Raw genomic sequence first — 24711 nt, 5'->3', positions numbered from 1 at the left:
CCCACCGCGGAACGAAACGCACCCCTAGGGGCGTGAAATCACGGTAAAGAACTCACCTGCGGAAACGCGCCGGTCCCTGTGTTCTTCGCCCGTAGGGGGTGGTGTTCCGCGATCTTTTGACGATACTGCTCCGGTGCCCCCGAAGAGACTCATCGCAGTACTCTGTGGCCTGTTCCTCGCCACGGCCTGTGCCACGCCGGATCCGGCCTCGACGCCGTCGCCGACCACGGCGGGCGACGAGGCCCTGACCGCTTCGGAGGCGCTCGGGGAATACTCGTCGCTCGATTACTGCAGCCTGGTCGACCAGCGGAAAGTGATCGGCGCCGGAAACGCGGTCAAGCCGCCGCTGACCTCTTTCGAGTTCTGCCGCCTGGAATTCGTCGAGGGCGCCAATCGCTACACCGTCACCACCGGCCCGATCGCGGCCGGGCAGGATCCGAACAATCAGCCCTACGAATACGGCGGACCGCTGCCGCAAGGCCTCAGCGTCCAGCAGTCGTCGTTCAACGCGAGCACCGCCTGCACGCGGCTGCTGACCTTCGCCGACGGCATCCGCCTGTCCATCGTCGTCACCTCCGACAACGCGGACCCGGCCGACCAGAACGACCGCTGCCGGATCGCCGACGCGACGGTCGGGACCGCGGCGGGCGCGATCACCGCGCGCAAGGTCGGGAGGCTGAACCTCGACCAGCGTTCCTGGGGCCGCGTCGCCCCGTGCGCCCTCCTCGACCAGCACGAACTCGACGCCGCCGCCGGTCCGGAGACCAAGCCGGCCCCGGCGCTGTCCGGGCACAGCTGCATCCGCGGCAAGGTCAGCCTCGTGCTGTCGGTCGGCGCGGACACCACGCCGGGCGCGACGGAGGCGCTGGGCGGGCGGCAGGTCCAGGTCGCCACGTCGGGCGCGTTCTGCCAGGTGACCACGCACCGGCCGATCCCGGGCACCCCGGACCGGGTCGAGCAGGCGATGCTCTCGGTGGTCGGCGTCGACGGGGCCCCGGAGGACGCCACCTGCGCGGCCGCGCGGGAAGTCGCCGTGGCGGTGTTCCCAAAGCTCCCTTGAGCGCGCGTCGCCTTTAGCGGGCTAAACGCGACGCGCGCGGGCGTGTCGCCTTTAGCGGGCTAAACGCGATCAGCGGAGCTTGGGCAGCCGGAAGGAGCACATCGCCTCGTCCAGTGCTTCGAAGTTCAGCGGCGGATGCGGCAGCGGGGTCGCGCGGCCGGGCTCGGCGCGGAGGCCGTCCAGCAGCAGTCCGAGGCACCGGCGCCACAGGTCGGGCTGGATACCGTGCGTGAACTCGATGACCGAGCCGATCATCTGGTGCAGCAGCGGTATGTCCGTCGGCACGAAGTCCGCGCGGAGGGCGCCCGCCGACTGAGCGCGCTCGACGAGCTGTGTGATCAACGGCACCATGCGTGCTTTCGCCTCGGCGACGCGCTCGTGGCCGAAGACGTTCGACAGCATGACCTCTCGTAACCCGCGGTCACCGGCGTGGAGTTCGGCCGCGCGCCAGGTGAAGTCGGTGAAGCCCTGCCAGGGGTCTTCGGCGCGAAGCGCCTCTTCGGCGAACTCGCGGATCGTCTCGAACTGGTCGACGAACATGGCCTCGACCAGGTGTTCCTTACTGGGGAAGCGGCGATAGACGGTGCCGACGCCGACGCCGGCGTGATGCGCGACGTCGTCGAGCGTCGCTTCGAGCCCGCGTTCGCCGAAGACATCGCGTGCCGCCGCGATGATGCGCTGCCGATTGAGTTCAGCGTCGCGCCGCAGCGGCCGCGCCGGTGCGGCGGGAGCGAGGTCCCGAGCCATTCGTCCAGCTTAACAAACGAAGTAGAGGACGCTTCTCCGCTTTTCGGGTAGCTTGGTCGGCGGAAGGGGAGATACCTACTCCACATAGCTTCTTCGTCACTATCCGTGAGGAATCCGCCCGTATGCCTGAGTCATCCACTGCTGTCGTCATGCCGCCGGGGGACGCGGCCACGCAGCACACCAACCCGCACCACGCCAGAAGATGGCTGATCCTGGTGGTGATCGGCCTCGCGCAGCTGATGGTGGTGCTCGACGCCACCGTCGTGAACATCGCGCTTCCGTCCGCGCAGCAAGACCTCGGCTTCTCGAACGACGCTAGGCAGTGGGTCGTCACCGCCTACGCGCTCGCGTTCGGCAGCCTGCTCCTGCTGGGCGGGCGGCTCGCGGACCTCTTCGGCCGCAAACGCGCCTTCTTGGTCGGGCTCGCCGGTTTCGCCGTCGTCTCGGCGATCGGCGGCGCCGCCACCAGCATCGAAATGCTGCTCGTCGCCCGAGCCGCGCAGGGTGTCTTCGGCGCTCTCCTCGCCCCGGCGGCCCTTTCGCTGCTGACCACGACCTTCACCGACCCGAAGGAGCGCGGCAAGGCCTTCGGTGTCTTCGGCGCGATCGGCGGTGGCGGCGCGGCGATCGGCCTGCTGCTCGGCGGCGTGCTGACCGAATACCTCGACTGGCGCTGGTCGATGTACGTCAACATCATCTTCGCCGTGATCGCGTTCGCCGGCGCGGCCGTGCTGCTGAAGAACGCCGAAAGCGACGGCCCGCGGCCGAAGCTCGACATCCCGGGCACGATCACCGCCTCCGCCGGTCTTTTCGCGCTGGTCTACGGCTTCGCGAACGCCGAGCGCGACTCGTGGTCCTCGATCTCGGTGTGGGGTTTCCTCGCCGTCGGTGTCGCGCTGCTCGCCGCGTTCGTGGTGATCCAGCAACGGGCCGCGCATCCGCTGCTGCCGTTGCGCGTCCTGCTCGACCGTGACCGCGGCGGCTCGTACCTCGCGATGTTCCTGCTCGCCATCGGGATGTTCTCGATCTTCCTGTTCCTCACCTTCTACATCCAGCTGAACCTCGGGTTCACGCCGGTGCAGAGCGGGGTCGCGTTCCTGCCGATGGTCGCCACCCTGATGGCGAGCGCGACGTCGGCGACGGCCGTGCTGCTGCCGAAGTTCGGCGCGAAACCGTTGGTGTCACTGGGAATGCTGATCGCCGGAGCGGGGCTGTTCTGGCTCTCGGCCATCGACACCACCAGCACTTTCGCCAACGGCGTGCTGTTCCCGCTGATGATCATGGGCGTCGGCATCGGCCTCGCGATGGCGCCCGCGATGAGCGTCGCGACCTTCGGCGTCGACACGCACGACGCCGGTGTCGCGTCGGCGGCGGTCAACACCGCACAGCAGGTCGGCGGCTCGATCGGGACCGCGCTGCTGAGCACGCTGGCGGGGAACGCGGCGACGTCGTTCCTGGCCGGGAAGGTGCCGACGCCGCAGCTCGCGGCCGAAGCGGCTGTCCACAGTTACACCACCGCTTTCGTGTGGGGCGGGTGGATCTTCGTCGCGGGGGCGGTGATCTGCGGACTGCTGCTGCGGTCCGGTGCCCCGGCTCCGGCATCCGCCGACGGGAACGCTGCCCCGGGCGCCGTGCACATGTAGTCGGGGATGTTATGAACGGGACTTTCATTGCAAATTTTGCAATGAAAGTCCCGTTCATAACACTCGCGGAGCGCGTCAGCGGGACTGTGAGCGCACCGCTTCGAAGACCTCGTCGTCCCACCGGTGCGTCCGGATCAGCCGGTACCGCTCACAAGCGACCCACAGATACGCCTCGGCGTCGGTACGGTCGCCGATCAGGTCCGCCTGCCGCAGCATCGCCACCACCGGCACGAACTCCTCGTCGAACCACCGCTGCGCCAGCGTCGCGCGGTCCGAATAGGTCCCTTCGTCCTGCATCAGCCGGAAACCCCACGCCTCGACATGTTCGCCGAGCCGCGCGTAGTCCCACGGATCGGTGAACACCACCGCGGCCCGCGCCTGCCCGGAAAGCGGGACGCGCTCCAGGAACAGCCGCCGGTAGTCCTTCACGATCAGATCGCCGCGGTACCGGATCCCGCTCGGGTCCAGCTTGGTCCGGACCTCGATGACCATCGCATCTATTGTGGACAGTCGCATCGCGTGCGCCACCGAAACGCGATGGTGCCCGTCGATGATGAAATGCAGTTCGCCGACGCGGTACACCTCGATCGGCGGGATCGACTCGCCGCGTCTGGTCGCGAGCGCCAGGCGTTCCCAGCGTTCGCGCACGCGGCCGGACGTCGGGCGGAAGCGGCGGTCGAAATCGCGGCCGCGGTCGACGCTGCCGACGATCGAATCGAGCCGGATCACCCGCGTCCCGATCCTCCGCTCGCCGAGATAGCCGAGCGCCTCGACCACCTCGTGGAACGGGAGCATGATGTTGACGTCGTCGGGCTCGCGGCGGAGCCAGTTCGCCAGCCTTGACAGCACCTGACGTCGTCGCGCGCGGAGGAAGTCGTGCTCCGCGTCCGCACGGGGAAAACCGGTGTCCTTCACAGTAACTCCATGATCCGGTGCCCGACCACGTTGCGTACCGTGGTCCCGCCGACCACCCGGTCCGGCACGGGTTCGCCGTGCGGGTGGATATGCCCGTGCAGCAACCATTTCGGTCGCAGCAACTCGATCGTGCGATGGAGACAGTCGAACCCGCGGTGCGGCGGATCCTCGCGGTCGCCGCAGTGCCGCGGCGGCGCGTGGGTGAGCAGGACGTCGACGCCGCGCCCGTCCCGCCAGCGGCGGAACCGCGCCCGGCGCACGAGCCGCCGCGCCCGCCGCGCCTGCTGGCGTTGCGTCCACTGGTTCGGGCCGTCGTTGTAGCGCACCGAACCGCCGAGCCCGGCGAACCGGACCCCGCCGATGTCGACGATCCGGCCGTCCGCGTTCACCCCGCCCGCCGGACCCGGCCACTCCGCCGGGAAACCGTCCTTCATGGACAGTCCGCCGTAGCGGGTGTAGCCGGACAGGTCGGGATCGTGGTTACCCGGGACGAACACGCACGGGACGTCGAGCGCGCCCGCCAGGAACTCCAGGTAGTCGTACGGCAGGTCGCCGGCGCCGATGACGAGGTCGGCCGGGTGGTTGTGGACGGCGGACGTCCACAACCGCTCTTCGACCTCGTCCGCGACGACCAGCGCTTTCATACGCTCCAGCGTAATGCCGGACGCGCTACTTCGGGCCGTGTGCGAACGCGGGGTCCTTGGCGATGATCGCGATCACGACGCCCAGCCAGACGACGCAGAAGGCCAGCGCCCAGAACTTGAGGTTGGTCAGGATCCGTGGCATGGGGAACTCCAGAAATACCGAAGGGGAAGAAGGTCAAAGCCAGCGGTTCTTCCTGAATATTCGGTAGAGCAGGATGCAGACGCCGAAGATGACCGTCATCGCCACCGGGTAGCCGAAGCGCCAGTGCAGTTCCGGCATGTAGTCGAAGTTCATCCCGTAGATGCCGGCGAGCGCCGTCGGGACCGCGATGATCGCCGCCCACGCGGTGATCTTGCGCATGTCGGTGTTCTGCTGGAGCGTGATCTTCGCCAGCGTCGCGTCCACCAGGGTGGTCAGCAGTTCGTCGAAGTTCGCGACCCGTTCCGCGACCGTGGTGAGGTGGTCGGAGACGTCGCGGAAATAGGACCGGACCTCGTCCGGGATCAGCCGCGTGTAGCCCTCGGCGAGCCGCTGCAGCGGAGTGCCCAGCGGCATGACCGCGCGCCGCAGCTCCAGCACCTCGCGTTTCATGAAGTAGATCTGCTCGGCGCTCACCTTGGAGCGCGGCGCGAACACGTGCGTCTCCATCTCGTCGATGTCCGACTCGATCGCGGTGGTGACGTCGAGATAGTGGTCGACGACGTGGTCCGCGATCGCGTGCAGCACGGCGGACGGTCCGAGGTCGAGCCGCTCCGGGTCCTGGTCGAGTTCGCGGCGCAGCCGGGCGAGCCCCGAGTGGTTCCCGTGCCGCACGGTGATCACGAAGTCGCGGCCGAGGAACGCCATCAGCTCACCGGTCTCGACGATCTCGTTCGCCGTCGCGGGTGACTCGTGCTCGACGTAGCGGACCGTCTTCAGCACCATGAACAGCGTGTCGTCGTAGCGTTCGAGCTTGGGCCGCTGGTGCGCTTCGAGCGCGTCCTCGACGGCCAGCTCGTGCAGGCCGAAGGTGTCCGCGATGCCCTGGATCTGGACCGCGTCCGGCTCGTGCAGACCGATCCAGACGAATCCGGCGTGCCGCTTGCGCACCTCTTTGATCGCCTCGGAGTGCGACCACCGGCCGGGCAGGCGTTTGCCCTCCACGTACACCGCGCAGTCGACGACATACGCCGAAAGGGGGACGGGCAACGGGCGGTCGGGGACGTTCTTGGCGCGACCGTTGCTCCGGCCTCGAAGGCCGCCGAGCGAGGGAATGGCAGGCATGGGATCTCCTGGGCAGACGTCGTGCGTTGTGCGCGAAGACGACGGGCCAAGCGGTCGGGGGGCCGCTCGGCTAGGCCAGCGTTCCCGGTTTCGTCAGCCCTGCCAGGTGGGGATCCGGCGAGATGTGAAGGCGGGAACGCTGCGACTACTAGGAAGCGGACTATCGCCACTGGACATCGGGTTCCTCACCTCCTCGGCTCGGCGGACGGTTACGCAGTGGTGTTGGTCGCGTTGACGACCCGACACCAATGGTCGAGGGTACTCCTCAACACGAAGGCCTGTCGTTCCAGGCTCACGCCGCGTTACTCGTGCAGGAGGAATGGGTGCAGTTCGGTCGCTATTACGAAGAGTTCGAGGTCGGCGCGGTCTACAAGCACTGGCCGGGCAAAACGGTCACCGAGTACGACGACCACCTGTTCTGCCTGATCACCATGAACCACCATCCGCTGCACCTCGACGCGCACTACGCCGAGGAGACCACCGACTTCGGCAAGAACGTCGTGGTCGGCAACTACATCTACTCGCTGCTGCTGGGGATGTCGGTGCCCGACGTGTCCGGCAAGGCGATCGCCAACCTCGAGGTCGAATCGCTGAAGCACGTGAAGCCGACCTTCCACGGCGACACGATCTACGGCGAGACCGAGGTGCTGGACAAGACGCCGTCGAAGTCGAAGGACGATCGCGGCGTCGTCTACGTCGAGACCCGCGGTTACAAGCAGGACGGCACGATCGTGTGTGTGTTCCGTCGCAAGGTCATGGTGCCGAAACGGTCCTACGGTGACACCAGGGGCGGTGAACAGCCCGGCCGTCCCGTGCCGCACGAATAACGGGTGTCACGAACGGAAGAGGAGCGCGTCGATGCCCATCGGGCTGGATGAGATCAAGAGCCGGCTGCGGAAGTTCGCGACGGTCGAGGCGGCCGGGGTTTCGCCGCTGTACGAGCACCTGGCGGCCAAGGCGGCCGAGGACGACGACGTCGCCGGGCTGCTGACCGACGCCCGCGGTGGCGAAGCACGCGGAACGCTGCTCATGGCGACGGCGCACCGCCTCATCCAGGCCGATCCGATCCACCCGCTTTCGCGGTATTACCCGTCCGTCGGCGGCTTCGACGGCGTGGATTCGGAGACATGGCCGCTGTTCCGCTCGTTCCTGCTGGAGCGGGCGGACAAGGCGCGGGCGATCATCTCGTCGCGGTACACGCAGACCAACGAGGTCCGGCGGGCCGCGCTGCTCTACCCCGCGGTCGCCGCGGCGGCCAAGGAGGCGGGCGGCAAGATCGCGCTGCTCGAGGTCGGGTGCAGCGCGGGCCTGCTGCTCGGCCTGGACAAGTACGCCTACCGCTACCAGTGCGACGGCGGCGAGCAGCTCACCGCCGGGCCCGCGAAGGCCGCGGTCGGCCTGCACTGCGCGCTCGACCTCGCACCCGGTGCCGTCACGCCGAAGGTGCCGAAGAAGCTGACGGTCACCGCCCGCGCCGGGCTCGACCGCGCCCCGGTGGACCTGACCGACGAGGACGAACTGGCCTGGCTCGAAGCCTGCGTCTGGGCCGACCAGCCGGACCGGATCCGGCTCCTGCGCACGGCCGCGGCCGCGCAGGCCAAGCAGCGGCCGGAACTCATCGCCGGCGACGCCGTCGACGATCTCGCCGCGGCCGCCGCGACGCTGCCCGCCGACGCTCCTCTGGTCGTGCTGACCAGTCACGTGCTGGCGTATCTGGGGGAGCGGCGGGCGGAGTTCCTCGACCGCCTGCGTGACCTCGCCGGGAAGCGGCCGCTGTGGTGGGTCAGCGAGGAGTTCTACGGCTCCGCGCTGGAGCCGTTGCTGCCCGGCCGGGCGGACCTGGCCGACACCAACGGCGGGACGGCCGTGCTCGGGCTCGTGCGGTGGGAGGGCGACACGCCGGACGTGCGCGCGCTGGCCAGGACGGCCCCGCACGGACAGCGGATGACCTGGCTCCCGATCTGACCCTCGCCTCGTGAGTGGTAATGACGGTTCTAACCGTCATTACCACTCACGAGCCCCGCGCGCGGTCTGGCCGGAGATGTCGGTAAAGCATCGGCGAGGATAATTTTCACCTCTTGACCTGCTTTATCGACGCGTCATTTGCCAAATCGACTACGGCATTTGTCGTGACGACGGGGCGTACCCGGTCGGCAGCACACCCCAGTCGCGGAGAGTGACGAACAGGAGTTCGGCCAACCGGCCGCGTTCGTCTAGTTCGATCAAGGTCCGCGCGTCGATCCAGCGGGCGTCGTCGGCGTCGTCTCCGGCACGGAGAGTGCCGCCGGTGACCGAGCAGGCGTAGTCGTGGATGTCGTACGGGCCACGCCGGACGTTGCCGACGAATGTGCCCGGTGTCACGTCCAGCCCGGTCTCTTCGCGCATCTCGCGAATGACGGCCGCTTCGTCCGTTTCGCCTGGTTCGACCCGGCCGCCGGGGACCGACCACAGTCCCCGTCCGGGTTCATTCGCGCGCCGGATCAGCAGGATCCGCCCTTGTTCGTCGTGGACGATGCCGCCGACACAGCGGACGGTGCTGCCCGAAACGGTGTTCATTCCCGAATGGTAGACGCGGCCGTCCTGACAACGACTGTCCTATACACGGAGAGTAGCCGTACGGTACACTTCCCCTCGCCGGCTGACCCAAGCGCGGGACTTCCCTCCCGCGCCGGTGGAAGGTGCGGTACAAAATGAATGGTCAGTATCCGCAGTCAGTCACCGTAAGAGACAGGATTGATCGCCGTGAACGCGAAAAAGCTCCTCACTTTCGCAGGAATCGCGTTGGTGCTGTTCTTCGTGATCGCGAAACCAGGTGAGGCCGCCGGCCTCGTGGGAAACATCATCGGGTTCCTGCGTGACTCGGCCGAATCGGTGATCACCTTCGTCAGCAACGTCTTCAGCTAGCGGACGGCGGATACTCTCCCAGTATGTTCGCCCCACGCGATCCAGACGAGTATCTCCTCGACACCGAACGGCGGGTCATCAGGATCCGCCGTCACTGGGCTGTGCTGTTGTGGGACACCTTCGAGGCGATCGCCCTCCTGGCGATCTGCGTCCTGGTGTCCTACCTGCTGCCGCCCGCCGCGTGGGTGATCCAGAACGTCCTCTGGTACGCCGCGTTGCTCGTCATCCTGCGCTTCGCGTACGTGGTGATGGAGTGGTGGGTCGAACGGCTGGTGGTCACGGACAAGCGGTTCGTGATGACCACCGGCGTCTACACCACCAAAGTGCTGATGATGCCGATCACCAAGGTCACCGACCTCACCTACGAACGTTCGGCGTGGGGCCGGATGATGGGTTACGGCACGATGGTGGTCGAGTCGGCCGGTCAGATCCAGGCGCTGAACCGCATCGATTACCTGCCCCGGCCCGAAGAGTTCTACGACACGATCTCCGAACTCGTCTTCGGCGACAAGCAGAAGCAGGCCGAGCGCTTTTCGATGATCAAGGCCCAGCGTGCCGCCCGCGGCAAGAAGAAGGTCGGTTAGCGCAGGTCCCGGTTCCTGAGGTGATCGAGATCTTTTGATCTCTTGGAGTCGCGCGCCTTTGGCCGCCAGGCCTCAGGGCTGCGATGGCAGGGCGCCTTCACCCGCGAAGGCGACGTAGGGCACTTTGTCGCGCCCTGGTAGCGCGGCCCTGACCAGCGCGATAAACAATACAGTCGATGCGCATCGACCTGCACGCCCACTCCACCGCCTCCGACGGTACCGACAGCCCTGCCGGGCTGGTCGCCGCCGCCGCGAAGGCGGGCCTCGACGTAGTCGCGATCACCGATCACGACACCACGGCCGGCTGGGCCCCGGCCGCCGAGGCACTCCCGCCGGGACTTTCCCTCGTCCCCGGTGCCGAGCTGTCCACGATCTCCGTCGATCCGGTGACCGGGCGGCACGTCAGCGTCCACCTGCTCGCGTACCTCTTCGATCCCGGGTCGGCCGCGCTCGTCGCCGAGCAGACCCGGCTGCGGTCGGAGCGGCGCTGGCGGCTGCGCGTGATGGCCGAACGCATGGCCGCCGACGGCTTGCCGGTCGATCCCGACGAGGTCATGTCGCTGCTGCCCGAAGACGGTTCGGCCGGACGGCCGCATCTCGCGCAGGCCCTGGTGCGCGCGGGACTCGTCTCGTCGGTGAACGAGGCCTTCGGCAGCTACCTCGGCAACGGCAGCGGGTACTTCGTGGCCCGGCAGGACACGATGGTGGAGGACGCGATCGACATGATCGCGGACGCGGGCGGGGTCACCGTGATCGCGCATCCCTTCGCCTACACGCGTGGCGCGACCATCACCGTCGACGTGCTCGCCGGACTGGCCGAACACGGCCTGACCGGGGTCGAGGTCGACCATCCGAACCACGACGAGGAGACCCGCGTCCGGCTGCACGGGCTGGCGGGGGAGCTGGGGCTCGTGCGGACCGGGTCGAGCGACTACCACGGCACGAACAAGACCATCGAACTCGGCGACGAGACCACCGATCCGGCCGCGCTGGAAGAACTCGTCGCGCGGTCGACCGGGTACGAGGTCGTGACCCGGTGACGATCACGGACTTCTTCGACGCGCGCCTGTTCATGAGCGCGACGATCACGCTGATCGTCATCATGGACCCGCCCGGCACGGTGCCGGTTTTCCTGAGCCTCACCGGCCGCAAGTCGGTGGCGTTCCGCGCCAAGGCCGCGCGGCAGGCGGTGCTGGTGTCGCTGCTGGTGATCTCGCTGTTCGCCGTCGCGGGACAGGCGATCCTGTCCTACCTCGGCATCGGGATCCCGGCGCTGCAGGGCGCGGGCGGGCTGTTGCTGCTGCTGATCGCCTTGCAGCTGCTGACCGGCAAGACCGGCGGCGAGGCCGAGGCGGCGAGCGACGACGTCAACGTCGCGCTGGTGCCGCTCGGGACGCCGCTGCTCGCCGGTCCGGGTGCGATCGCCGCGACCATCGTCTTCGTGCGGCAGGCCGACGGGCACGTCGGCGCGTACGCGGCCCTCGCGCTTTCGATCGTGACGGTGCACTTCGTGCTGTACCTGTGCATGCGGTACTCGGGCGTGGTCATCCGGCTGATCAAGGAAAGCGGGATCACGCTGCTGGCGAAGATCGCCGGTCTGCTGCTGGCCGCGATCGCCGTCGAACTGGTGGCCAACTCGGTGAAGGGCTTCATCGCGGGCACGTGACCTTCACGCGCCTGGGCGCGTCGCGTTTAGCGGGCTAAATGCGATCCGCGCGCTCGCCCGGGGATCGGCGCCCGGCGATAGCAAAGGTCCCTTGCTCCCTTCCTGGGGATCCCCTCGAAAAGTGTCGGTGGGGGTGCGTAGCGTTGCGGGCGGGGTGATCCGATGGAGCAGATTGGTTTCGACTTCGGCGTCGAGGCGCCGCGCAAGCTGACGAAGGTCTCGCCCGCGCGCCTCGCGACGTTCGAAGATTGCCCGCGCCGCTACCGCATGTCGTATCTCGACCGCCCGTCCCCGACCCGCACCGGGGCATGGGCGCACAGCACGCTCGGCGCGGTGGTACACAACGCACTGCGGGCGTTGTTCGACCTGCCGGTGATCAAGCGGGTGCCGCAGCGGGCGATGGCGCTCGTCGCCGAGCACTGGAAGGACGCCGGGTTCGAGGACACCGACCAGGCCGCCCGCTACCGTGCCCGTGCCAAGGCATGGGTCGCGGACTACGTCGAGCACAACGACGTCAGCGTCGATCCGGTCGGGCTGGAGCGCTGGGTTTCGGCGCCCGTCACGCTCGAACCGGGCAGCGGGCCCAGCCTCATCATCGAGGGCCGCGCCGACCGCATCGACCAGCGCGGCCGGGAACTGGTGATCATCGACTACAAGACCGGCCGCCGTGCGCCGGACGAGTACGAGGCGCGCTCCTCCCAGGCCTTGGCGCTGTACGCGGTCGCGGCCGCCAGGACGCTGCGCACGCCGTGCTACCAGGTCGAGTTGCACCACGTGCCCAGCGGCACCATCGCGGCCGCGGAGCACACCGAGGAGAGCCTCAAGCGGCATCTCCAACGCGCCGACGAGACCGCCGGGGACCTGCGGCTGGCAACGGATACCCTGAACGCGGGCGGCGACGAGGACGTGTTGTTCCCGGCGCGCCCCGGCCGCCGGTGCTCGTGGTGCGATTTCCGGCCCAGCTGCGCGGCGGGCCAGGAGGCCGGACCCCAGGCTCAGCCGTGGGAGCTGCTGGCACCGCTGGATTCCTGAGGTCTCGACGATTGGACAGGCGAGGACGTGTCGTCACCGGACACCGAACAGCTCGCGACCACACCACTGCCCGTGGGCTCGGGCGAGTCCACGGTGCCTGAACGCCGACGGTTCTGGCGCGGGCTGACCGGTTCGCTCGCGGCCGGGATGGTCGTACTCGCGACCTGCGTGCTGGTGATCGCCGGGATCTGTCTCTTCACCGCCGCACCGGGGCCGGGTCCCCTGATGCTGATCGGGCATCCGGTCGCGGCGGTACTCGCCGTGCTGGCGCAGCGGACCGCTGACGCGCGGAACGGCCGCGTCGCGGGCTTCGCAGGTCTCGGTGTCGTGGTGAGCGTGACGGCCGCGCTGAGCCTGTTCTGGTGGAGCTGACAGCGGCAGGAAAATGCCACGCTGACCAAAAACCCCTTCTGTCGCTGGAAACTGGGCGGTATCGGGCACGTCGTGGAAGACCACGCTGCCCAGCAGCGAAGACGAAGGGCACCGTTGATGACCTACCCACCCCAGCCAGGACAGCCCGATCACGGCCAAGGCGGGCAGCAGTACTCAGGGCAGCAGCCCCCACCGCAGCAGTACCAGCAGGGCCCTTACGACCAGAGCGGCGCGTACCCGCAGCCGCAGCAGTACCCCGGCTACGGCCAGCAGCAGTACGGGCAGAACCAGCAGTACCCCCAGGGCTTCGGCGGGCCGCCCGCACCACCGAAGAACAACAAGACCGGCGTGCTGGTGGCCATCGCCGCCGCTGCCGTGGTGGTGGTCACGCTGGCCATCACCGGGTTCGTCGCTCCCGGGTTCTTCCTCGGCGACGACGAGGCCGACAAAACGGCAAGCCCCGAAGCGGTCGCGCGGGCGGTCGTCGCGGGCATCAACGCCCACGACAAGACCGCGTTGAGGGCGCTCAAGTGCGTGAACGCGGACGAGGACATCGACCAGGCCATCGAGCATGTCGACGAAGTGGCGAACGCGACGCTCGGCGAGTTCACGAAGGTCTCCGAAATCGAGTACTCGGTGGTCGTCAAGCTGAGCGTCGACGGGCGCTCCCGCACCGCCGCCGGCACCCTCGCCGGCGAGGGCGGCCAATGGTGCTGGAAGGAACTCGGCCGATCCCGTGCCAAGACCTCGACGACGCGCTGACCTGCGCCGGGGGAGCAAGGGACCTTTGCTATCGCCCGGCGGTCACTTGAGGGCGGCCAGCGTGGGGCCGCGCTGCTCCAACAGCACGGGCCCGACGGAAGCGAGCCGAACCGGGCCGGTGTAGCCGTGCCGGTCGACGCCGACGGTGCGGATCGTGGTGCCGGTCAGCTCGTCGAGGACGGCCAGGCCGCCCTGGATCGGCACGACCAGCTGGTCCCCGAAGGTCACCCCGGGGCCGACGGAATTGTTCAGCGTCCAGCGCGGCGTGAGGTCGTCCCGTGAGAACGCCATGGTCTTCGAGCCGGTGAACCAGTAGACGCCCTGCGCGGTCCACGAGGTCGTCATGATCCCGCCCGCGGGGTCGTTCGCGAGGTCCGCGGCGGGCAGGTCGAGCGGGTACGCCGACTTCTGCATACCGTCGCCGCCGTAGATGACCAGCAGTTTCTGTTCCGGGAGCACGAGCAGCGCGAGATCGCCGGACATCGCGACGAGTTTCGCGTTCTTCCCGGCGAGCACGGTGCTGTAGTCGACCTTCGGTTCGTCGGCCTCGTCGTTGCTCGCGCGGTAGACGGTGAAGCGGTCGGCCGGATCGCCGGGGCAGCGTTCGATCACACCGATCTTGCCCGACGCGGCGGCCACCGTGCCGTACGTGCAGCCCGTCCGGGGTTGCTTGTTCGGCTGGACGACGGCCGGGACCTCGCCGTACTCCATGCTCTTGACCAGGTCGTCACGCCAGGTGTTGAGCAGTTTCTTGCCGGTCGTGGTGACGTGCGAGCCGTCGACGACCAACTGGGTGCCGAGTTCGGCGTCGCCGTTGCGCTGCGCGGTGCGGCGCCCGGTGCCGGTGTCGAGCTGGGTGACCTCGCTGCAGCCGGTGTCCTTGCGGTACACCGCGTCCACCTTGATCCCGGCGAGGGCGACGGTGCACAGCTCGAGATCGCGGGAATAGCGCCAGCGGACGGTGCCGGTGAGCGGATCCCGGCCGAGTACTTCGCCCTTGTCGGCGGTGACGACGCTGTTGGCTTCACCGATCGGGACGGGTGTCGCCGAACTCGGTGCCTGCCACAGCTCGGTCAGGGAGCCGGGCACGGCCGCCGGTGCCAGGGGGAGGTCGGGTGGCAGCGTGGCGGCGACCTGCGCGACCGTTGCCGCGTTGTCGCTGTTCACGCCGATGACGACCCCGGTGACGGCGACGACCACGACGATCGCCGCGGCGAGCACGCGATCCCGCGTGCGGTTCCACGGTGACCGCCGGGCGCGTTTCCCGCCCAGCGGCGGCTCGGCGGCCACCGGCTGGGCGGGTTCGGCGTCCAGGACGTCCTCGGTGCCGATCGCGGCCGTGGTCTCCGGTTCACCGCCGTCCGACGGCTGTTCGGGATCGACGGGCTCGGGCCGCACCGGATCGTTCTCCGGCGCGGCGTCCCAGCGTTCGCTCACGTGCCCCTAGCTCCCCACGTCCGCGGTCCTGAAGGTGCTCAGTCTGCCGACGCAGGTGTATCAGAAGTCGCCGAGGGACGGCGACGGCGGCGTCGGCGAGCCGGACGTTCGGCGCTGTCGCCTGCCTCCTTCTCGACCGCCGGACCGCTGACCTCCGGGCTCGGCTTCGCGGCGCCACGACTGCGGCGGCGCGTGCGAGTGCGGGCCTCCGAAGAACCCTCAGTGCTCTCGCCTTCGGTGCCCTCCGCCGAAGCCGCGGCCGCGGCGTCCGCCGCCTCGATCTCGGCGGCCGCGTTGGCGCCGCCACGGGTCCGCTTGCGCGGCGTGCGGTTGCGCTTGCGGGGCGCCTCTTCCTCGTCGGTGGTGCGGGCCTTGGCCCCGCGGGGACCACGGCGCTTGCCGCCCAGGTCTTCTTCGACCTCGGCCGAAAGGCCGGCGCGGGTCCGCTTCGACAGCGGGAGACGGCCGGTGGTGCCCTCGGGGATCCCGAGGTCACTGAACAGGTGCTTGGACGAGGAGTACGTCTCGGCGGGCTCGGGCATGTCGAGGCCGAGGGTGTCGGAGATCAGCTTCCAGCGCGGTTCCTCGTCCCAGTCGACGAGGGTGATCGCGACACCGGTGCGCCCGGCGCGGCCGGTGCGGCCGATCCGGTGGACGTAGGTCTTCTCGTCCTCGGGCGTCTGGTAGTTGATCACGTGCGTGACGTCGTCGATGTCGATACCGCGGGCGGCGACATCGGTGGCGACCAGCACGTCGACCTTGCCGGAGCGGAACGCGCGCAGCGCCTGCTCGCGGGCACCCTGGCCCAGGTCGCCGTGGACGGCGGCGGCCGCGAAACCGCGCTCGACGAGTTCGTCGGCCACCTTCTGCGCGGTGCGCTTGGTCCTGGTGAAGATCATCGTCAGGCCGCGGCCCTCGGCCTGCAGCGCGCGGGCGATCAGCTCCGGCTTGTCCATCGAGTGCGCCCGGTAGACGAACTGGGTGGTGCGCTCGTGGATGGCGCCGGCGTCGTTCTCCTCGGCGCGGATATGCGTCGGCTGGGTCAGGAACGTGCGGGCCAGCGTGATGATCGGGCCCGGCATGGTCGCCGAGAACAGCATCGTCTGCCGCTTGTCCGGGACCATCCGCAGGATGCGCTCGATGTCGGGCAGGAAGCCCAGGTCGAGCATCTCGTCGGCCTCGTCCAGCACCAGGCCGCGGACCTTGCCCAGCACCAGGTGCTTCTGCTCGGCCAGGTCCAGCAGGCGGCCGGGGGTGCCGATGACGACGTCGACGCCGCTGCGGAGGGCGGCGATCTGCGGCTCGTACGGGCGGCCGCCGTAGATGGCCAGGGTGCGGATGCCGAGGTGCTTGCCCGCGCCCTTGAGGTCGTTCGCGACCTGGATGCACAGCTCACGGGTCGGCACGACGACCAGTACCTGCGGGGTGCCGTCGCCGGGGACCTCGACGCGGTGCAGCAGCGGGACACCGAAGCCCAGCGTCTTGCCCATGCCGGTGCGGGCCTGACCGATGAGGTCGTCGCCCGCCATGGCCAGCGGCAGGGTCAGTGCCTGGATGGCGAAGGTGCGTTCGATCCCGGCCTCGCTCAGCGCCTTCACGATCTCCGGCTTGACGCCGAAGGAGGCGAAGGAGGGGGCCTCGGGTTCCACCGGCGCGCCCGCCTGCAGCGGGTGTGACACGTCGAGCGCCGCCGGTCCTGACTCGCTGTGCTCCAGCGCGACGGCCTCCGGGACGCCGGTGGCGGTGTTCTCTTCGGTTGTGGTTTCGTTCGTGGTCAGGGTGCTCGCCTCTCTCGTGACCAGCGCGCACTGCCCTGGTCACCGGATCGACACTCGACCACGAAAATTCGCTCGGCTCCGCGCTACTGGCGCTGAAGCGGCCCTTCGTGGGAATGCCGCAGGATGGCGTGCACGCACATCATTCTTGTGCTGACCGGGGCCGCGCCGGCTGTCCTTCAGCCGCAGCAGCGTTCCGGTCCGGACGGTAGATCCGTCGTTTCCGTCGGCCAGTCTACCTGATCTGCGCTTTTGCGATAGTCCCCGCCGCGCCGAGGAGGGTGGGATCGGTCTCTTCCGCACCTCAGGGGTGTGTTCGGCGATACCCTTTCCGCCGTGACGGAGGCAAAGCAGATCAGTGAGGGCGTAGTCGATTTGCTCGGCGTACTCGCCTATGGGGAATTGTCCGCATTCGATCGCATGGCCGAGGACGCGCGCACCGCGCCGACGCTGTCCGGCCGGGCCGCGCTGGCGTCGATGGCGGCCGCCGAGATCGGGCACTACGACCTGCTCACCAAGCACCTCGCGGCGCACGGCGTCGCGATCGAGGACGCGATGCGGCCGTTCGTCGGGCACATCGACGCCTGGCACGCCTCCACCAAGCCGCGGTCCTGGCTCGAGTCACTCGTGAAGGCCTACGTCGGCGACGGGCTCGCTGCGGATCTCTACCGCGAGATGGCCAGCTGGCTCGACCCGGAGACCAAGGATCTGGTGCTCACCGTGCTCGCCGACACCGGGCATTCGGCGTTCGCCGAGCGCGAAGTCGCGGCCGGGATCGAGGCCGACCGCAAGGCGAAGGACAAGCTGGCGCTGTGGGGCCGCCGTCTGCTGGGCGAGGCGTTGACGCAGGCCCAGTACGTCGTCGCCGAGCGGGACGGGCTCGCCGAACTGATCGTGGAAGGGTCGGGCGACCTTTCGGGAATCGCCGCGCTGTTCCGCCGGTTGCAGCAGGGGCACACCAAGCGCATGCAGGTGCTCGGGCTCGGCTGAGGTTCCTTCGGCTAGCCTTTGGCGGACAAGTAATTTCGAACTTTCTCAGCGGAGGTCCCACGTGGAGGTCAAGATCGGCATCAAGGACACGCCGCGGGAGCTCGTGGTGTCCAGCAGCCAGTCGCCCGACGAGGTCGAGGAACTGGTCGCGAACGCCTTGAGGGCCGGCGACGGGATCTTCCGCCTCGACGACGAAAAGGGCCGCAAGTACATCGTGCCCACCGACCGGATCGCCTACGTCGAGATCGCGCCGTCGGATGTCCGCAAGGTCGGCTTCGCCGTCGGTGGCTGACCCGATCGGGTACTAGTCGCATGTCACAGCGGCGTCACCACCGCGTCTCAGCTCGCTCTCAGATTTGATCGTCACGCTGATGCGGGGACGGCAGGGGGCTAGCCGAGAGATGAGGTGGACGGCGTCACTGTGATGGACCGCGCGCTGGTCGACAGCGCGCGCACTGTTCCCGAACAAGGCAAGCGGGTCGCGGGGCGGCTGACCGGTATCGACGTCGCCCGCGGCCTGGCCGTACTCGGCATGTACGCGGTGCATGTCGGCCCCGATCCGGTCAAAGGCGGCGTCGGGGTGCTGTTCAAGCCTTTCGAAGGCCATTCGGCGGCGCTGTTCGCGGTGCTCGCCGGGGTGTCGATCGCGTTGATGTCCGGCGGGCGGCGGCCGAAACAGGGCCGGGCCCGCACTCGCGTCGCGCTGAAACTGGCGACGCGCGCGCCGCTGCTGGTGGCGCTGGGACTGTGGCTGACCAGCCTCGAAACCGGCTACATGGTGATCCTGGCCTACTACGGCGCCTGTTTCCTCTTCGCCATCCCGTGGCTGCGCGCGAGCGCGAAGGCGCTGGCGATCGCGGCGGTCGTCGTCGCCGTGGCCGCCCCGCTGCTCTCGCATCTGGTCAGGGCCCGGCTCCTGCCGCGTGACCTGCTGTTCTTCGCGCCGGATCTGACCGCGGACGACGTCACGTCGACAGGTCTGCTGAAGGCCGCGACCGTCCTCGTCCTGACCGGTACGTTCCCCGCGCTGACGCTGATGGCGTACGTGTTCGCGGGGATGTCGATCGGGCGGATGGACCTGACCTCGCGCAGCGTCTGCCGCCGCCTGTTCTTCGGCGGGTCGGCGCTGGCCGTCGGCGGGTACCTCGTCTCCTGGATCGCGACCGGGCCGCTTGGCGGGATGCAGGCCGTCTACCGCTCGCTGGAGCCGGCCGCGGCGCAGATGGGCATGACGCCGCCGGAGTTCTTCCGGCTCCACCAGACCTGGATCCACGGCACGCCGCCGACCACCAGCTGGGCCTGGGAACTCTTGCCGACAGGGACCTCGTACACGCCGTTCGACCTGCTGATCTCGATCGGGATCGCGGCGGCGGTGATCGGCGGTTGCCAGCTGCTGATGCCGAGATTCGAGCGCGTGCTGCGGCCGCTTTCGGATCTGGGCGGGCGGGTGCTGAGCGCGTACGTGCTGCATTTCGTGGCGATCGCGCTGCTGTGGGACGCGAGCGACGGCGACGCGATCTTCAGCGTGCTGCACTTCGTCGAGTTCTCGGTGGTCGCGCTGACCGCCGCGGTGCTGTGGCGGAAGTTCATCGGGCGCGGACCGCTGGAATGGGCGATGAACAAGCTGTCGAACTGGCCGAAGTACCTGGGCGCGGTGGTGCGGATACCCGCTCAGCGACGCGGCTGACCTGCGGAAAGAGAGCAAGGGACCTTTGGTATCGCCTCGGCGGTAGCAAAGGTCCCTTGCTCTCTTCTTGTGGGCGGCGGCGCACCCCGCCGGTGCAATGAAAGGCTCTTTCCTTGCAAAATTTGCAAGGAAAGAGCCTTTCATTGCACACGTGGCGAGGCTGGCCGCCTTCGGGCACATCTTCGTCATGGTGCAGGCCGACGATGAAGGATTTGGGACGTTGAGTGTCCCCATTCCTTCATCAACGCGGGGTTCGCACCCGGTCGCCCGGCTCGATCACACGGGAGCAGGACATGTCGCGGAGCCCGGCGCACCCCCGGGCGTGGAGGATTCGGGACGTTCAACGTCCCAAATCCTCCACGCCCGAACCTTGCAGGCGCCAGTGCTACTTCGGAGGTCAGGCGTTGAGTTCGTTCAGCTCTTCGAGGCTGGTGGGCACGTGGAACGGCGGCGTGCTGGTGCCCATGATGCGGTAGCGGTCCCACGGGTCCGGGTCGGAGAGTTCGCCCTTCGCGCTGTACTCGCCCGCGCGGATCTCGACGGCGGTCTTCTTGCCGCCGACGGCGGCGGACACCTGCTCGTTGGTGGCCACGCGGCCGTACCAGCGGTAGAAGCCGTCGATGGGCTGGAAATAGCCCCGCAGCTCGACCGTGGCCGGGACTTCGGCCCCGTCGATCACGAGGACCGCTTCGCCGGAGTAGCCGTCTTCGTCGTGCTCGCTCATTGACCCTCCACCTGTTTGTCCTGGCTCTTGCGCATCTGGACGACCTTGTTCTCTTCGAGCGGCAGGTTCGGGTCGATGACGATGCCCTGCTGCCGGGAGAGGCCGTCGATCGCGGCCCAGATGATCTGCGTCAGGTATTCGACGACGCTGTCGCGGCCCATCGAGCGCCGGTCCAGCCACCATTCACCGGTGCTCTGCACCATGCCGACGATCCCGTGCGCCCACGGTTCGGCGGCGCCGGAGTCCATGTTGAACATCCGCATGTAGTCGCCGAGCAGCGCGGTCAGCGCGGTGGCGATGAGTTCCTTGTCCTCGGCGACCACGTCGGATTTGACGAGCACCTTCTCCTGCAGGCCGCCGCGCGCGAGCAGGCGGTACAGGTTGGGGTGCTCCTCGATGACGCTGAAGAACGCGTCCAGCGCCATCCGGATCCGCGGTACCGGGGCGAGTTCGGCGTTGATGGCCGGGATCAGCCGCTGGAACAGGATCTCCGTGCCGCGCTGCCCGAGCGCGACGTACAGATCGGCCTTGTCGTCGAAATGCCTGTACAGCACGGGTTTCGTGACGCCAGCTTCGGCGGCGACGTCCTCCATGCCGAGATCCGGGCCATGGGTGTCGAGTGCCCGCAGGGCGGCCTCGACGAACTCCGCGCGGCGGGCGATCCGGTGCTTGCGCCAGCGGTCGCGGCGCGCGTCACCCGTGTCGGCTTCGTCCGCCGTGGGGTGCTTGCTCGACTGCTTGCTGTTGCGCTTGACACGTTCGATCACCCAAGTCATGCTACCAGAGGTAACTGTTACCGCGAGTTACAGATAGGGGTGTGTCGGCAATGACGCGGGCGCTGAAGGAAACGGACCGGGAGAAGACAGCCGAGCGGCTGCTCAAGTCCTCCGCCAACAAGTTCTACGACCCCGACGTCGACATCGACTGGAACGCTCCACTCGTGGACGGGAAGCGCTACATCCCCGCCCATCGTTCCTCGCTCTACGGCACGAAGCTGTGGGACTCGTTGTCCGAGGAACAGCGCATCGAACTCGGCAAGCACGAGGTCGCGAGCGTCGCCACGACGGGGCTGTGGTTCGAAATCCTCCTGATGCAGATGCTGCTGAAGGAGGTCTACGACGAAGACCCGACCAGCTCGCACGCGCAGTACGCGCTGACCGAGATCGCGGACGAATGCCGTCACTCGACGATGTTCGCGCGGATGGCGGCGCGGATCGGCTGCCCGTCGTACGGGCCGGTGCCGTGGCTGCGGCGCCTCGCGAAACTGATGCCGACGATCAGCTACGGGCCCGCGCGCTACGGCGCCATCCTGGTCGCCGAAGAGGTCCTGGACCGGCTTCAGCGCGAGCAGATGAACGACCCGGACATCCAGCCGCTGGTGCGTATGGTCAACCGGATCCACGTGCTCGAGGAAGCCCGGCACGTCACCTTCGCCCGCGAAGAGGTCACTCGCGGGATGGCGAAGCTGTCGAAGAAGGAAATCCTCTACCAGCAGTTCATCATCGCGCTCATTTCGTACTTCGTGACGCGGGCCTTCATCAACCCGAACGTCTACAAGGCCGTCGGCATCCGTCCGCGTGACGGCGTCGAAGCCGCCCTGAACAACCCGCACTGGCGCGAAAGCGTGCAGTGGGCAGGCGAGAAGATCATGCCGTTCCTGCAGGAGTCCGGTCTGGTCGGCAAGCCCGGCATGTACTTCTGGCGCAAGTCCTTCCTGCTGCCGGGGAAACGATGAGGGGCGTCAAGCAGCGCGGCGTCGTTTCCTGGGACCCGTCGCGGGAACACCGGTTCGTGACCGGTGACGGCACCGCTCTCCACGTCGAGACGAGCGGTCCGGCCGATTCCGAACTCACCCTGGTTCTGGTGCACGGCTGGACCCAGGACCACCGCACCTGGGACGGCGTGGTCTCGCGGCTCGGTGATTCGGTCCGGATCCTGCGCTACGACCTGCGCGGGCACGGCGGTTCGGCGCCGGCGAAACCGGGGACGGCGACGATCCAGACCCTCGCCGACGATCTCGCCGAACTGATCGCGGACCGCGTACCGAACGGTCCGATCGTGCTCGCGGGACATTCCATGGGCGGTATGACGATCATGGAACTGTCCCGGCGGCACCCCGAACTCGTCGCCGGGCGCGTCGCCGGTGTCGCGTTCGTCGCCACGTCGTCCGGTGAGATGGACCGGATCACCCTCGGCTTGCCGGGGATCGCGGGCAGCGGCGCGGCGAGGTTCGAACGACGGCTCGCGAAGCTGCTCGCGAAGAACCGCCGTGATGCCTTGCCGTTGCCGCTGTCCGTGGTGCGTCCCGGCGCGCGGCTGCTCGTCTTCGGGCGGAGGCCGCGGCGGGAGGACGTGGACTCGGTCGCGGAGCAGCTGCTGTGCGCGCATCCCGCGAGCGTCGCCGGGTTCCAGGACGCGATCTCGCGGCACGACTGCCGCGTCACCCTGGCCGCGCTGGCCGGGACGCCGGTGATCGTGCTGGCGGGGGAGCGGGACCGGCTCTGCCCGCCGCCGCACGCCAAGGTCATCGCCGACGCGCTGCCGGAGGCGGAGTTCGTGCGCTACCCGGGCGCCGGGCACATGCTTCCGCAGGAACGGGCACAGGAGGTTTCGGACCGCATCGCGGCACTCGTCCGCCGCGCCGCGAGGGTCTGAAAGGAAGCAAGGGACCTTTGCTGCCGCTCTCGGTGGGGCAAGCGGTAGCAAAGGTCCCTTGCTCCCTTCAGAGGTTTGTGTAGCCGTTCGCCAGGAGACGGACGCCGACCTCCTGGTAGGCGTCCTGGTCGTCGATGGCGACCGTGGCCAGCCCGTCGACGTAGCGGTTGAACATGCAGAAGGCGGCCGCGATCAGGACCGTGTCGTGGATTTCGACGTCTGTCGCGCCCTCCGCGCGAGCGATCTCGACCAGGTCTTCGCCCACGGACTTCCCGCTTTCGCGAACGGCGAGCGCGATGTGCAGGAGCGCCTTCACCTTCGCCGACACGGGTGCGCCGTCGACGTCTTTCCAAGCCGCTTCGACGACCGGCATGCCGCCTTCGAGCGCTTCGGCGGCGACGGCGGCGTGGCTGCGTGAGCAGAACGTGCAGTCGTTGCCGCGCGAGACGACCGCGCCGATCAGTTCGCGTTCGCCCACGCTGAGGCTGCTCGGACCGCGGAGCAGGACCTCGGCGAGTTGCCCGAGCGGCGCCGCCGTCTCCGGCCGGTAGGCGAACAAGGCGGTGATGCCGGGAAGGTTCTCGTCGAGCGCGATATGGGGCATGGTGACTCCTCGCGGATCGGCAACGCGGTCGCTCGATTCATAGCCGAAACCCGGCTCGGCGCGGTGCCGCTGGATGGCGCAACACGAGTGCGAGGGGGCATTGTGATCGTCAGAATCCGGGGCCGAGCACTTCCGGACGGCGAGTACGTCGATCTCTACGCCGACGGCGACCGTTGGACCACCGATCCGGTCCCGGGTGCGGACCTGGTCGCCGAAGGCTGGCTCTTGCCGGGCCTCGTCGACGCCCACACGCATCCCGGGGCCGAGGAGCCCGGCGACCCGATGGACGAAGAGATCCTGCGCGCCGATCTGCACCGGCACGTCGACGCCGGGGTCACGATGATCCGCTCACCGGGGCTGCCCGGTGAGCCGCCCGAGTGGTTCGGCGCCGAACCCGGCCTGCCCCGCGCGGTGCACGCCGGGCCGTGGATCGCCCAGCACGGCCAGTTCTTCGACGGCTGGGGCCGCCGTGCCACCCACGCCGAGCTGCCCGTGTTCGCCGCGGCGCAGGCGAAACGCACCGGGTGGGCCAAGATCATCGCGGACTGGCGGGTCGGGGACGAGCCGGTGCCGTCCGACGTCATGGCCGCCGTCGTCGAGGCGGTGCACGCGGTCGGCGGACGCGTCGCGGTGCATTCGCAGCATGCCGCGGGTGGTGAGGCCGCGGTGGCCGCGGGAGTCGACTCGATCGAGCACGGAATGTGGCTGGACACCGGGTTCCTGCCGGAAATGGCCGCCGGCGGAACCGCGCTCACGCCGACGCTTTCGGTGTTCCGGTCATCCTTGGTGGCCGCGCGGGAACGCGAGGACAACCCGTGGAAACGGTGGTACGTCGGCGGCGCGGAGGCGCACCCCGCGCTGGTCGTCGCGGCCGCCGAGGCCGGGGTGACGATCCTCGCCGGTACGGATTCCCGGCCGCACGGACGCGTCGGCGTCGAGATCCGCGCCCTCGCCGAAGCGGGACTGCGGCCGCACGACGCGCTCGCCGCGGGCTCGTGGGCCGCGCGCGAGTACCTCGGGTTGCCAGGACTCGTGCCGGGAGCGCCCGCCGACGCCGTCGTCTACGCCGAGGATCCGCGAGCGGACCTGGAGCAGCTGGAACACCCGGTGGCCGTCGTGCTGCGGGGCGTCCGCGTCAGGTGAAAACGAGAGCAAAGGTCCCTTGCTCTCGTGAGCGGTAATGAGGGTTAGAACCCTCATCACCACTCACGAGGCCGTCCTCGGTCCGCTAGCGTGATCTCGCATC

General features: G+C 68.7%; 27 protein-coding genes. 17 read left to right on the top strand and 10 right to left on the bottom strand.

What is annotated here, in order from left to right:
• The first annotated feature begins 133 nt into the window (after positions 1–133).
• Positions 134–1060 carry a hypothetical protein gene (locus tag SD37_RS35825; RefSeq protein WP_044854641.1) on the top strand — a complete coding sequence of 309 codons (927 nt, stop codon included), beginning with the start codon at positions 134–136 and terminating at the stop codon, positions 1058–1060.
• Positions 1061–1129: 69 nt separating this feature from the next.
• Here SD37_RS35825 and SD37_RS35820 read toward each other — a convergent pair whose 3' ends face one another.
• Positions 1130–1807, bottom strand: coding sequence for a TetR/AcrR family transcriptional regulator (locus SD37_RS35820; RefSeq protein WP_044854642.1), 678 nt, complete (start codon positions 1805–1807; stop codon positions 1130–1132).
• 122 nt (positions 1808–1929) lie between these two features.
• Here SD37_RS35820 and SD37_RS35815 point away from each other — a divergent pair, with 122 nt between their 5' ends.
• Complete coding sequence (locus tag SD37_RS35815) at positions 1930–3450, top strand: MFS transporter (protein ID WP_044854643.1); 1521 nt, start codon at positions 1930–1932, stop codon at positions 3448–3450.
• Between the two features lie 75 nt (positions 3451–3525).
• On the opposite strand, the gene SD37_RS35810 is transcribed toward SD37_RS35815, so the two are convergent.
• From SD37_RS35810 to corA, 3 genes are all read right to left on the bottom strand, one after another.
• On the bottom strand, positions 3526–4365 hold the full coding sequence (locus tag SD37_RS35810; protein ID WP_044854644.1) for a ParB N-terminal domain-containing protein: 840 nt from the start codon (positions 4363–4365) through the stop codon (positions 3526–3528).
• Positions 4362–5009, bottom strand: a complete 648-nt coding sequence (locus SD37_RS35805) for a metallophosphoesterase family protein (protein WP_044854645.1) — start codon at positions 5007–5009, stop codon at positions 4362–4364. Before SD37_RS35805 ends, SD37_RS35810 begins: the two co-directional genes overlap by 4 nt.
• Positions 5010–5184: 175 nt before the next feature.
• On the bottom strand, positions 5185–6273 hold the full coding sequence (gene corA, locus SD37_RS35800) for a magnesium/cobalt transporter CorA (protein ID WP_044854646.1): 1089 nt from the start codon (positions 6271–6273) through the stop codon (positions 5185–5187).
• A 323-nt stretch (positions 6274–6596) separates the two neighbouring features.
• Here corA and SD37_RS35795 point away from each other — a divergent pair, with 323 nt between their 5' ends.
• Together SD37_RS35795 and SD37_RS35790 are read left to right on the top strand one after the other, a co-directional pair.
• Positions 6597–7100 carry a MaoC family dehydratase gene (locus tag SD37_RS35795; protein WP_007031798.1) on the top strand — a complete coding sequence of 168 codons (504 nt, stop codon included), beginning with the start codon at positions 6597–6599 and terminating at the stop codon, positions 7098–7100.
• Positions 7101–7131: 31 nt separating this feature from the next.
• A complete protein-coding gene (locus SD37_RS35790) occupies positions 7132–8238 on the top strand; it encodes a DUF2332 domain-containing protein (protein ID WP_044854647.1) in 1107 nt (368 codons plus the stop codon).
• 150 nt (positions 8239–8388) lie between these two features.
• Here the strand turns inward: SD37_RS35790 and SD37_RS35785 are convergent, their stop codons facing one another.
• Positions 8389–8829 (bottom strand): NUDIX hydrolase, encoded by a 441-nt coding sequence (locus SD37_RS35785; protein WP_044854648.1) that lies wholly within the window; start codon positions 8827–8829, stop codon positions 8389–8391.
• A 186-nt stretch (positions 8830–9015) separates the two neighbouring features.
• Between SD37_RS35785 and SD37_RS42900 the strand changes: the two genes are divergently transcribed.
• From SD37_RS42900 to SD37_RS35755, 7 genes are all read left to right on the top strand, one after another.
• On the top strand, positions 9016–9177 hold the full coding sequence (locus tag SD37_RS42900) for a hypothetical protein (protein ID WP_162835886.1): 162 nt from the start codon (positions 9016–9018) through the stop codon (positions 9175–9177).
• Between the two features lie 23 nt (positions 9178–9200).
• Positions 9201–9761 (top strand): PH domain-containing protein, encoded by a 561-nt coding sequence (locus SD37_RS35780; RefSeq protein WP_044854649.1) that lies wholly within the window; start codon positions 9201–9203, stop codon positions 9759–9761.
• Positions 9762–9937: 176 nt separating this feature from the next.
• Positions 9938–10801, top strand: coding sequence for a PHP domain-containing protein (locus SD37_RS35775; RefSeq protein WP_044854650.1), 864 nt, complete (start codon positions 9938–9940; stop codon positions 10799–10801).
• The gene (locus tag SD37_RS35770) at positions 10798–11427 is read left to right on the top strand and encodes a MarC family protein (RefSeq protein ID WP_044854651.1); all 630 of its coding nucleotides are present in this window, start codon (positions 10798–10800) and stop codon (positions 11425–11427) included. The genes SD37_RS35775 and SD37_RS35770 overlap by 4 nt, the downstream gene beginning before the upstream one ends.
• 162 nt (positions 11428–11589) lie before the next feature.
• Entirely contained in the window at positions 11590–12459 is an 870-nt protein-coding gene (locus SD37_RS35765; protein WP_044854652.1) for a RecB family exonuclease, read from the top strand.
• A 27-nt stretch (positions 12460–12486) separates the two neighbouring features.
• Positions 12487–12831: a hypothetical protein gene (locus tag SD37_RS35760; RefSeq protein ID WP_044854653.1), complete on the top strand. Its 345-nt coding sequence runs from the start codon at positions 12487–12489 to the stop codon at positions 12829–12831.
• Between the two features lie 117 nt (positions 12832–12948).
• Positions 12949–13593, top strand: a complete 645-nt coding sequence (locus SD37_RS35755; RefSeq protein ID WP_044854654.1) for a hypothetical protein — start codon at positions 12949–12951, stop codon at positions 13591–13593.
• Positions 13594–13635: 42 nt separating this feature from the next.
• Here the strand turns inward: SD37_RS35755 and SD37_RS35750 are convergent, their stop codons facing one another.
• Both SD37_RS35750 and SD37_RS35745 read right to left on the bottom strand, forming a co-directional pair.
• The gene (locus SD37_RS35750) at positions 13636–15030 is read right to left on the bottom strand and encodes an Rv3212 family protein (protein WP_044854655.1); all 1395 of its coding nucleotides are present in this window, start codon (positions 15028–15030) and stop codon (positions 13636–13638) included.
• 38 nt (positions 15031–15068) lie between these two features.
• Entirely contained in the window at positions 15069–16679 is a 1611-nt protein-coding gene (locus SD37_RS35745; RefSeq protein WP_044854772.1) for a DEAD/DEAH box helicase, read from the bottom strand.
• A 462-nt stretch (positions 16680–17141) separates the two neighbouring features.
• Between SD37_RS35745 and SD37_RS35740 the strand changes: the two genes are divergently transcribed.
• From SD37_RS35740 to SD37_RS35730, 3 genes are all read left to right on the top strand, one after another.
• Positions 17142–17795, top strand: coding sequence for a ferritin-like fold-containing protein (locus SD37_RS35740; protein ID WP_037316674.1), 654 nt, complete (start codon positions 17142–17144; stop codon positions 17793–17795).
• A 61-nt stretch (positions 17796–17856) separates the two neighbouring features.
• The gene (locus tag SD37_RS35735; protein WP_005167610.1) at positions 17857–18087 is read left to right on the top strand and encodes a DUF3107 domain-containing protein; all 231 of its coding nucleotides are present in this window, start codon (positions 17857–17859) and stop codon (positions 18085–18087) included.
• Between the two features lie 114 nt (positions 18088–18201).
• The gene (locus SD37_RS35730; protein WP_044854656.1) at positions 18202–19482 is read left to right on the top strand and encodes an acyltransferase family protein; all 1281 of its coding nucleotides are present in this window, start codon (positions 18202–18204) and stop codon (positions 19480–19482) included.
• Positions 19483–19879: 397 nt separating this feature from the next.
• Here the strand turns inward: SD37_RS35730 and SD37_RS35725 are convergent, their stop codons facing one another.
• Together SD37_RS35725 and SD37_RS35720 are read right to left on the bottom strand one after the other, a co-directional pair.
• On the bottom strand, positions 19880–20206 hold the full coding sequence (locus SD37_RS35725; protein ID WP_044854657.1) for a DUF4873 domain-containing protein: 327 nt from the start codon (positions 20204–20206) through the stop codon (positions 19880–19882).
• On the bottom strand, positions 20203–20982 hold the full coding sequence (locus SD37_RS35720) for a TetR/AcrR family transcriptional regulator (protein ID WP_044854658.1): 780 nt from the start codon (positions 20980–20982) through the stop codon (positions 20203–20205). Before SD37_RS35720 ends, SD37_RS35725 begins: the two co-directional genes overlap by 4 nt.
• Positions 20983–21032: 50 nt before the next feature.
• Here SD37_RS35720 and SD37_RS35715 point away from each other — a divergent pair, with 50 nt between their 5' ends.
• Positions 21033–21941, top strand: a complete 909-nt coding sequence (locus SD37_RS35715) for an AurF N-oxygenase family protein (RefSeq protein WP_044854659.1) — start codon at positions 21033–21035, stop codon at positions 21939–21941.
• A complete protein-coding gene (locus SD37_RS35710) occupies positions 21938–22861 on the top strand; it encodes an alpha/beta fold hydrolase (RefSeq protein ID WP_044854660.1) in 924 nt (307 codons plus the stop codon). Before SD37_RS35715 ends, SD37_RS35710 begins: the two co-directional genes overlap by 4 nt.
• 67 nt (positions 22862–22928) lie before the next feature.
• Here SD37_RS35710 and SD37_RS35705 read toward each other — a convergent pair whose 3' ends face one another.
• Positions 22929–23465: a carboxymuconolactone decarboxylase family protein gene (locus tag SD37_RS35705; RefSeq protein ID WP_044854661.1), complete on the bottom strand. Its 537-nt coding sequence runs from the start codon at positions 23463–23465 to the stop codon at positions 22929–22931.
• A 102-nt stretch (positions 23466–23567) separates the two neighbouring features.
• Here SD37_RS35705 and SD37_RS35700 point away from each other — a divergent pair, with 102 nt between their 5' ends.
• Positions 23568–24608, top strand: coding sequence for an amidohydrolase family protein (locus SD37_RS35700; protein ID WP_145926809.1), 1041 nt, complete (start codon positions 23568–23570; stop codon positions 24606–24608).
• Positions 24609–24711 lie beyond the last annotated feature (103 nt).

It is taken from the genome of Amycolatopsis orientalis (assembly GCF_000943515.2).
GTDB lineage: Bacteria > Actinomycetota > Actinomycetes > Mycobacteriales > Pseudonocardiaceae > Amycolatopsis > Amycolatopsis orientalis.
Note: the sequence above shows the minus strand (reverse complement) of the source record. Positions and strands in the feature narration are given on the sequence as shown.

Bases quoted from the DNA above. Each gene is read 5' to 3' on its own strand.
- SD37_RS35820 (WP_044854642.1), bottom strand. From the start codon at position 1,807: ATGGCTCGGGACCTCGCTCCCGCCGCACCGGCGCGGCCGCTGCGGCGC.
- SD37_RS35815 (WP_044854643.1), top strand. From the start codon at position 1,930: ATGCCTGAGTCATCCACTGCTGTCGTCATGCCGCCGGGGGACGCGGCC.
- SD37_RS35805 (WP_044854645.1), bottom strand. From the start codon at position 5,009: ATGAAAGCGCTGGTCGTCGCGGACGAGGTCGAAGAGCGGTTGTGGACG.
- corA (WP_044854646.1), bottom strand. From the start codon at position 6,273: ATGCCTGCCATTCCCTCGCTCGGCGGCCTTCGAGGCCGGAGCAACGGT.
- SD37_RS35790 (WP_044854647.1), top strand. From the start codon at position 7,132: ATGCCCATCGGGCTGGATGAGATCAAGAGCCGGCTGCGGAAGTTCGCG.
- SD37_RS35785 (WP_044854648.1), bottom strand. From the start codon at position 8,829: ATGAACACCGTTTCGGGCAGCACCGTCCGCTGTGTCGGCGGCATCGTC.
- SD37_RS35780 (WP_044854649.1), top strand. From the start codon at position 9,201: ATGTTCGCCCCACGCGATCCAGACGAGTATCTCCTCGACACCGAACGG.
- SD37_RS35775 (WP_044854650.1), top strand. From the start codon at position 9,938: ATGCGCATCGACCTGCACGCCCACTCCACCGCCTCCGACGGTACCGAC.
- SD37_RS35765 (WP_044854652.1), top strand. From the start codon at position 11,590: ATGGAGCAGATTGGTTTCGACTTCGGCGTCGAGGCGCCGCGCAAGCTG.
- SD37_RS35755 (WP_044854654.1), top strand. From the start codon at position 12,949: ATGACCTACCCACCCCAGCCAGGACAGCCCGATCACGGCCAAGGCGGG.
- SD37_RS35725 (WP_044854657.1), bottom strand. From the start codon at position 20,206: ATGAGCGAGCACGACGAAGACGGCTACTCCGGCGAAGCGGTCCTCGTG.
- SD37_RS35720 (WP_044854658.1), bottom strand. From the start codon at position 20,982: ATGACTTGGGTGATCGAACGTGTCAAGCGCAACAGCAAGCAGTCGAGC.
- SD37_RS35715 (WP_044854659.1), top strand. From the start codon at position 21,033: ATGACGCGGGCGCTGAAGGAAACGGACCGGGAGAAGACAGCCGAGCGG.
- SD37_RS35710 (WP_044854660.1), top strand. From the start codon at position 21,938: ATGAGGGGCGTCAAGCAGCGCGGCGTCGTTTCCTGGGACCCGTCGCGG.
- SD37_RS35705 (WP_044854661.1), bottom strand. From the start codon at position 23,465: ATGCCCCATATCGCGCTCGACGAGAACCTTCCCGGCATCACCGCCTTG.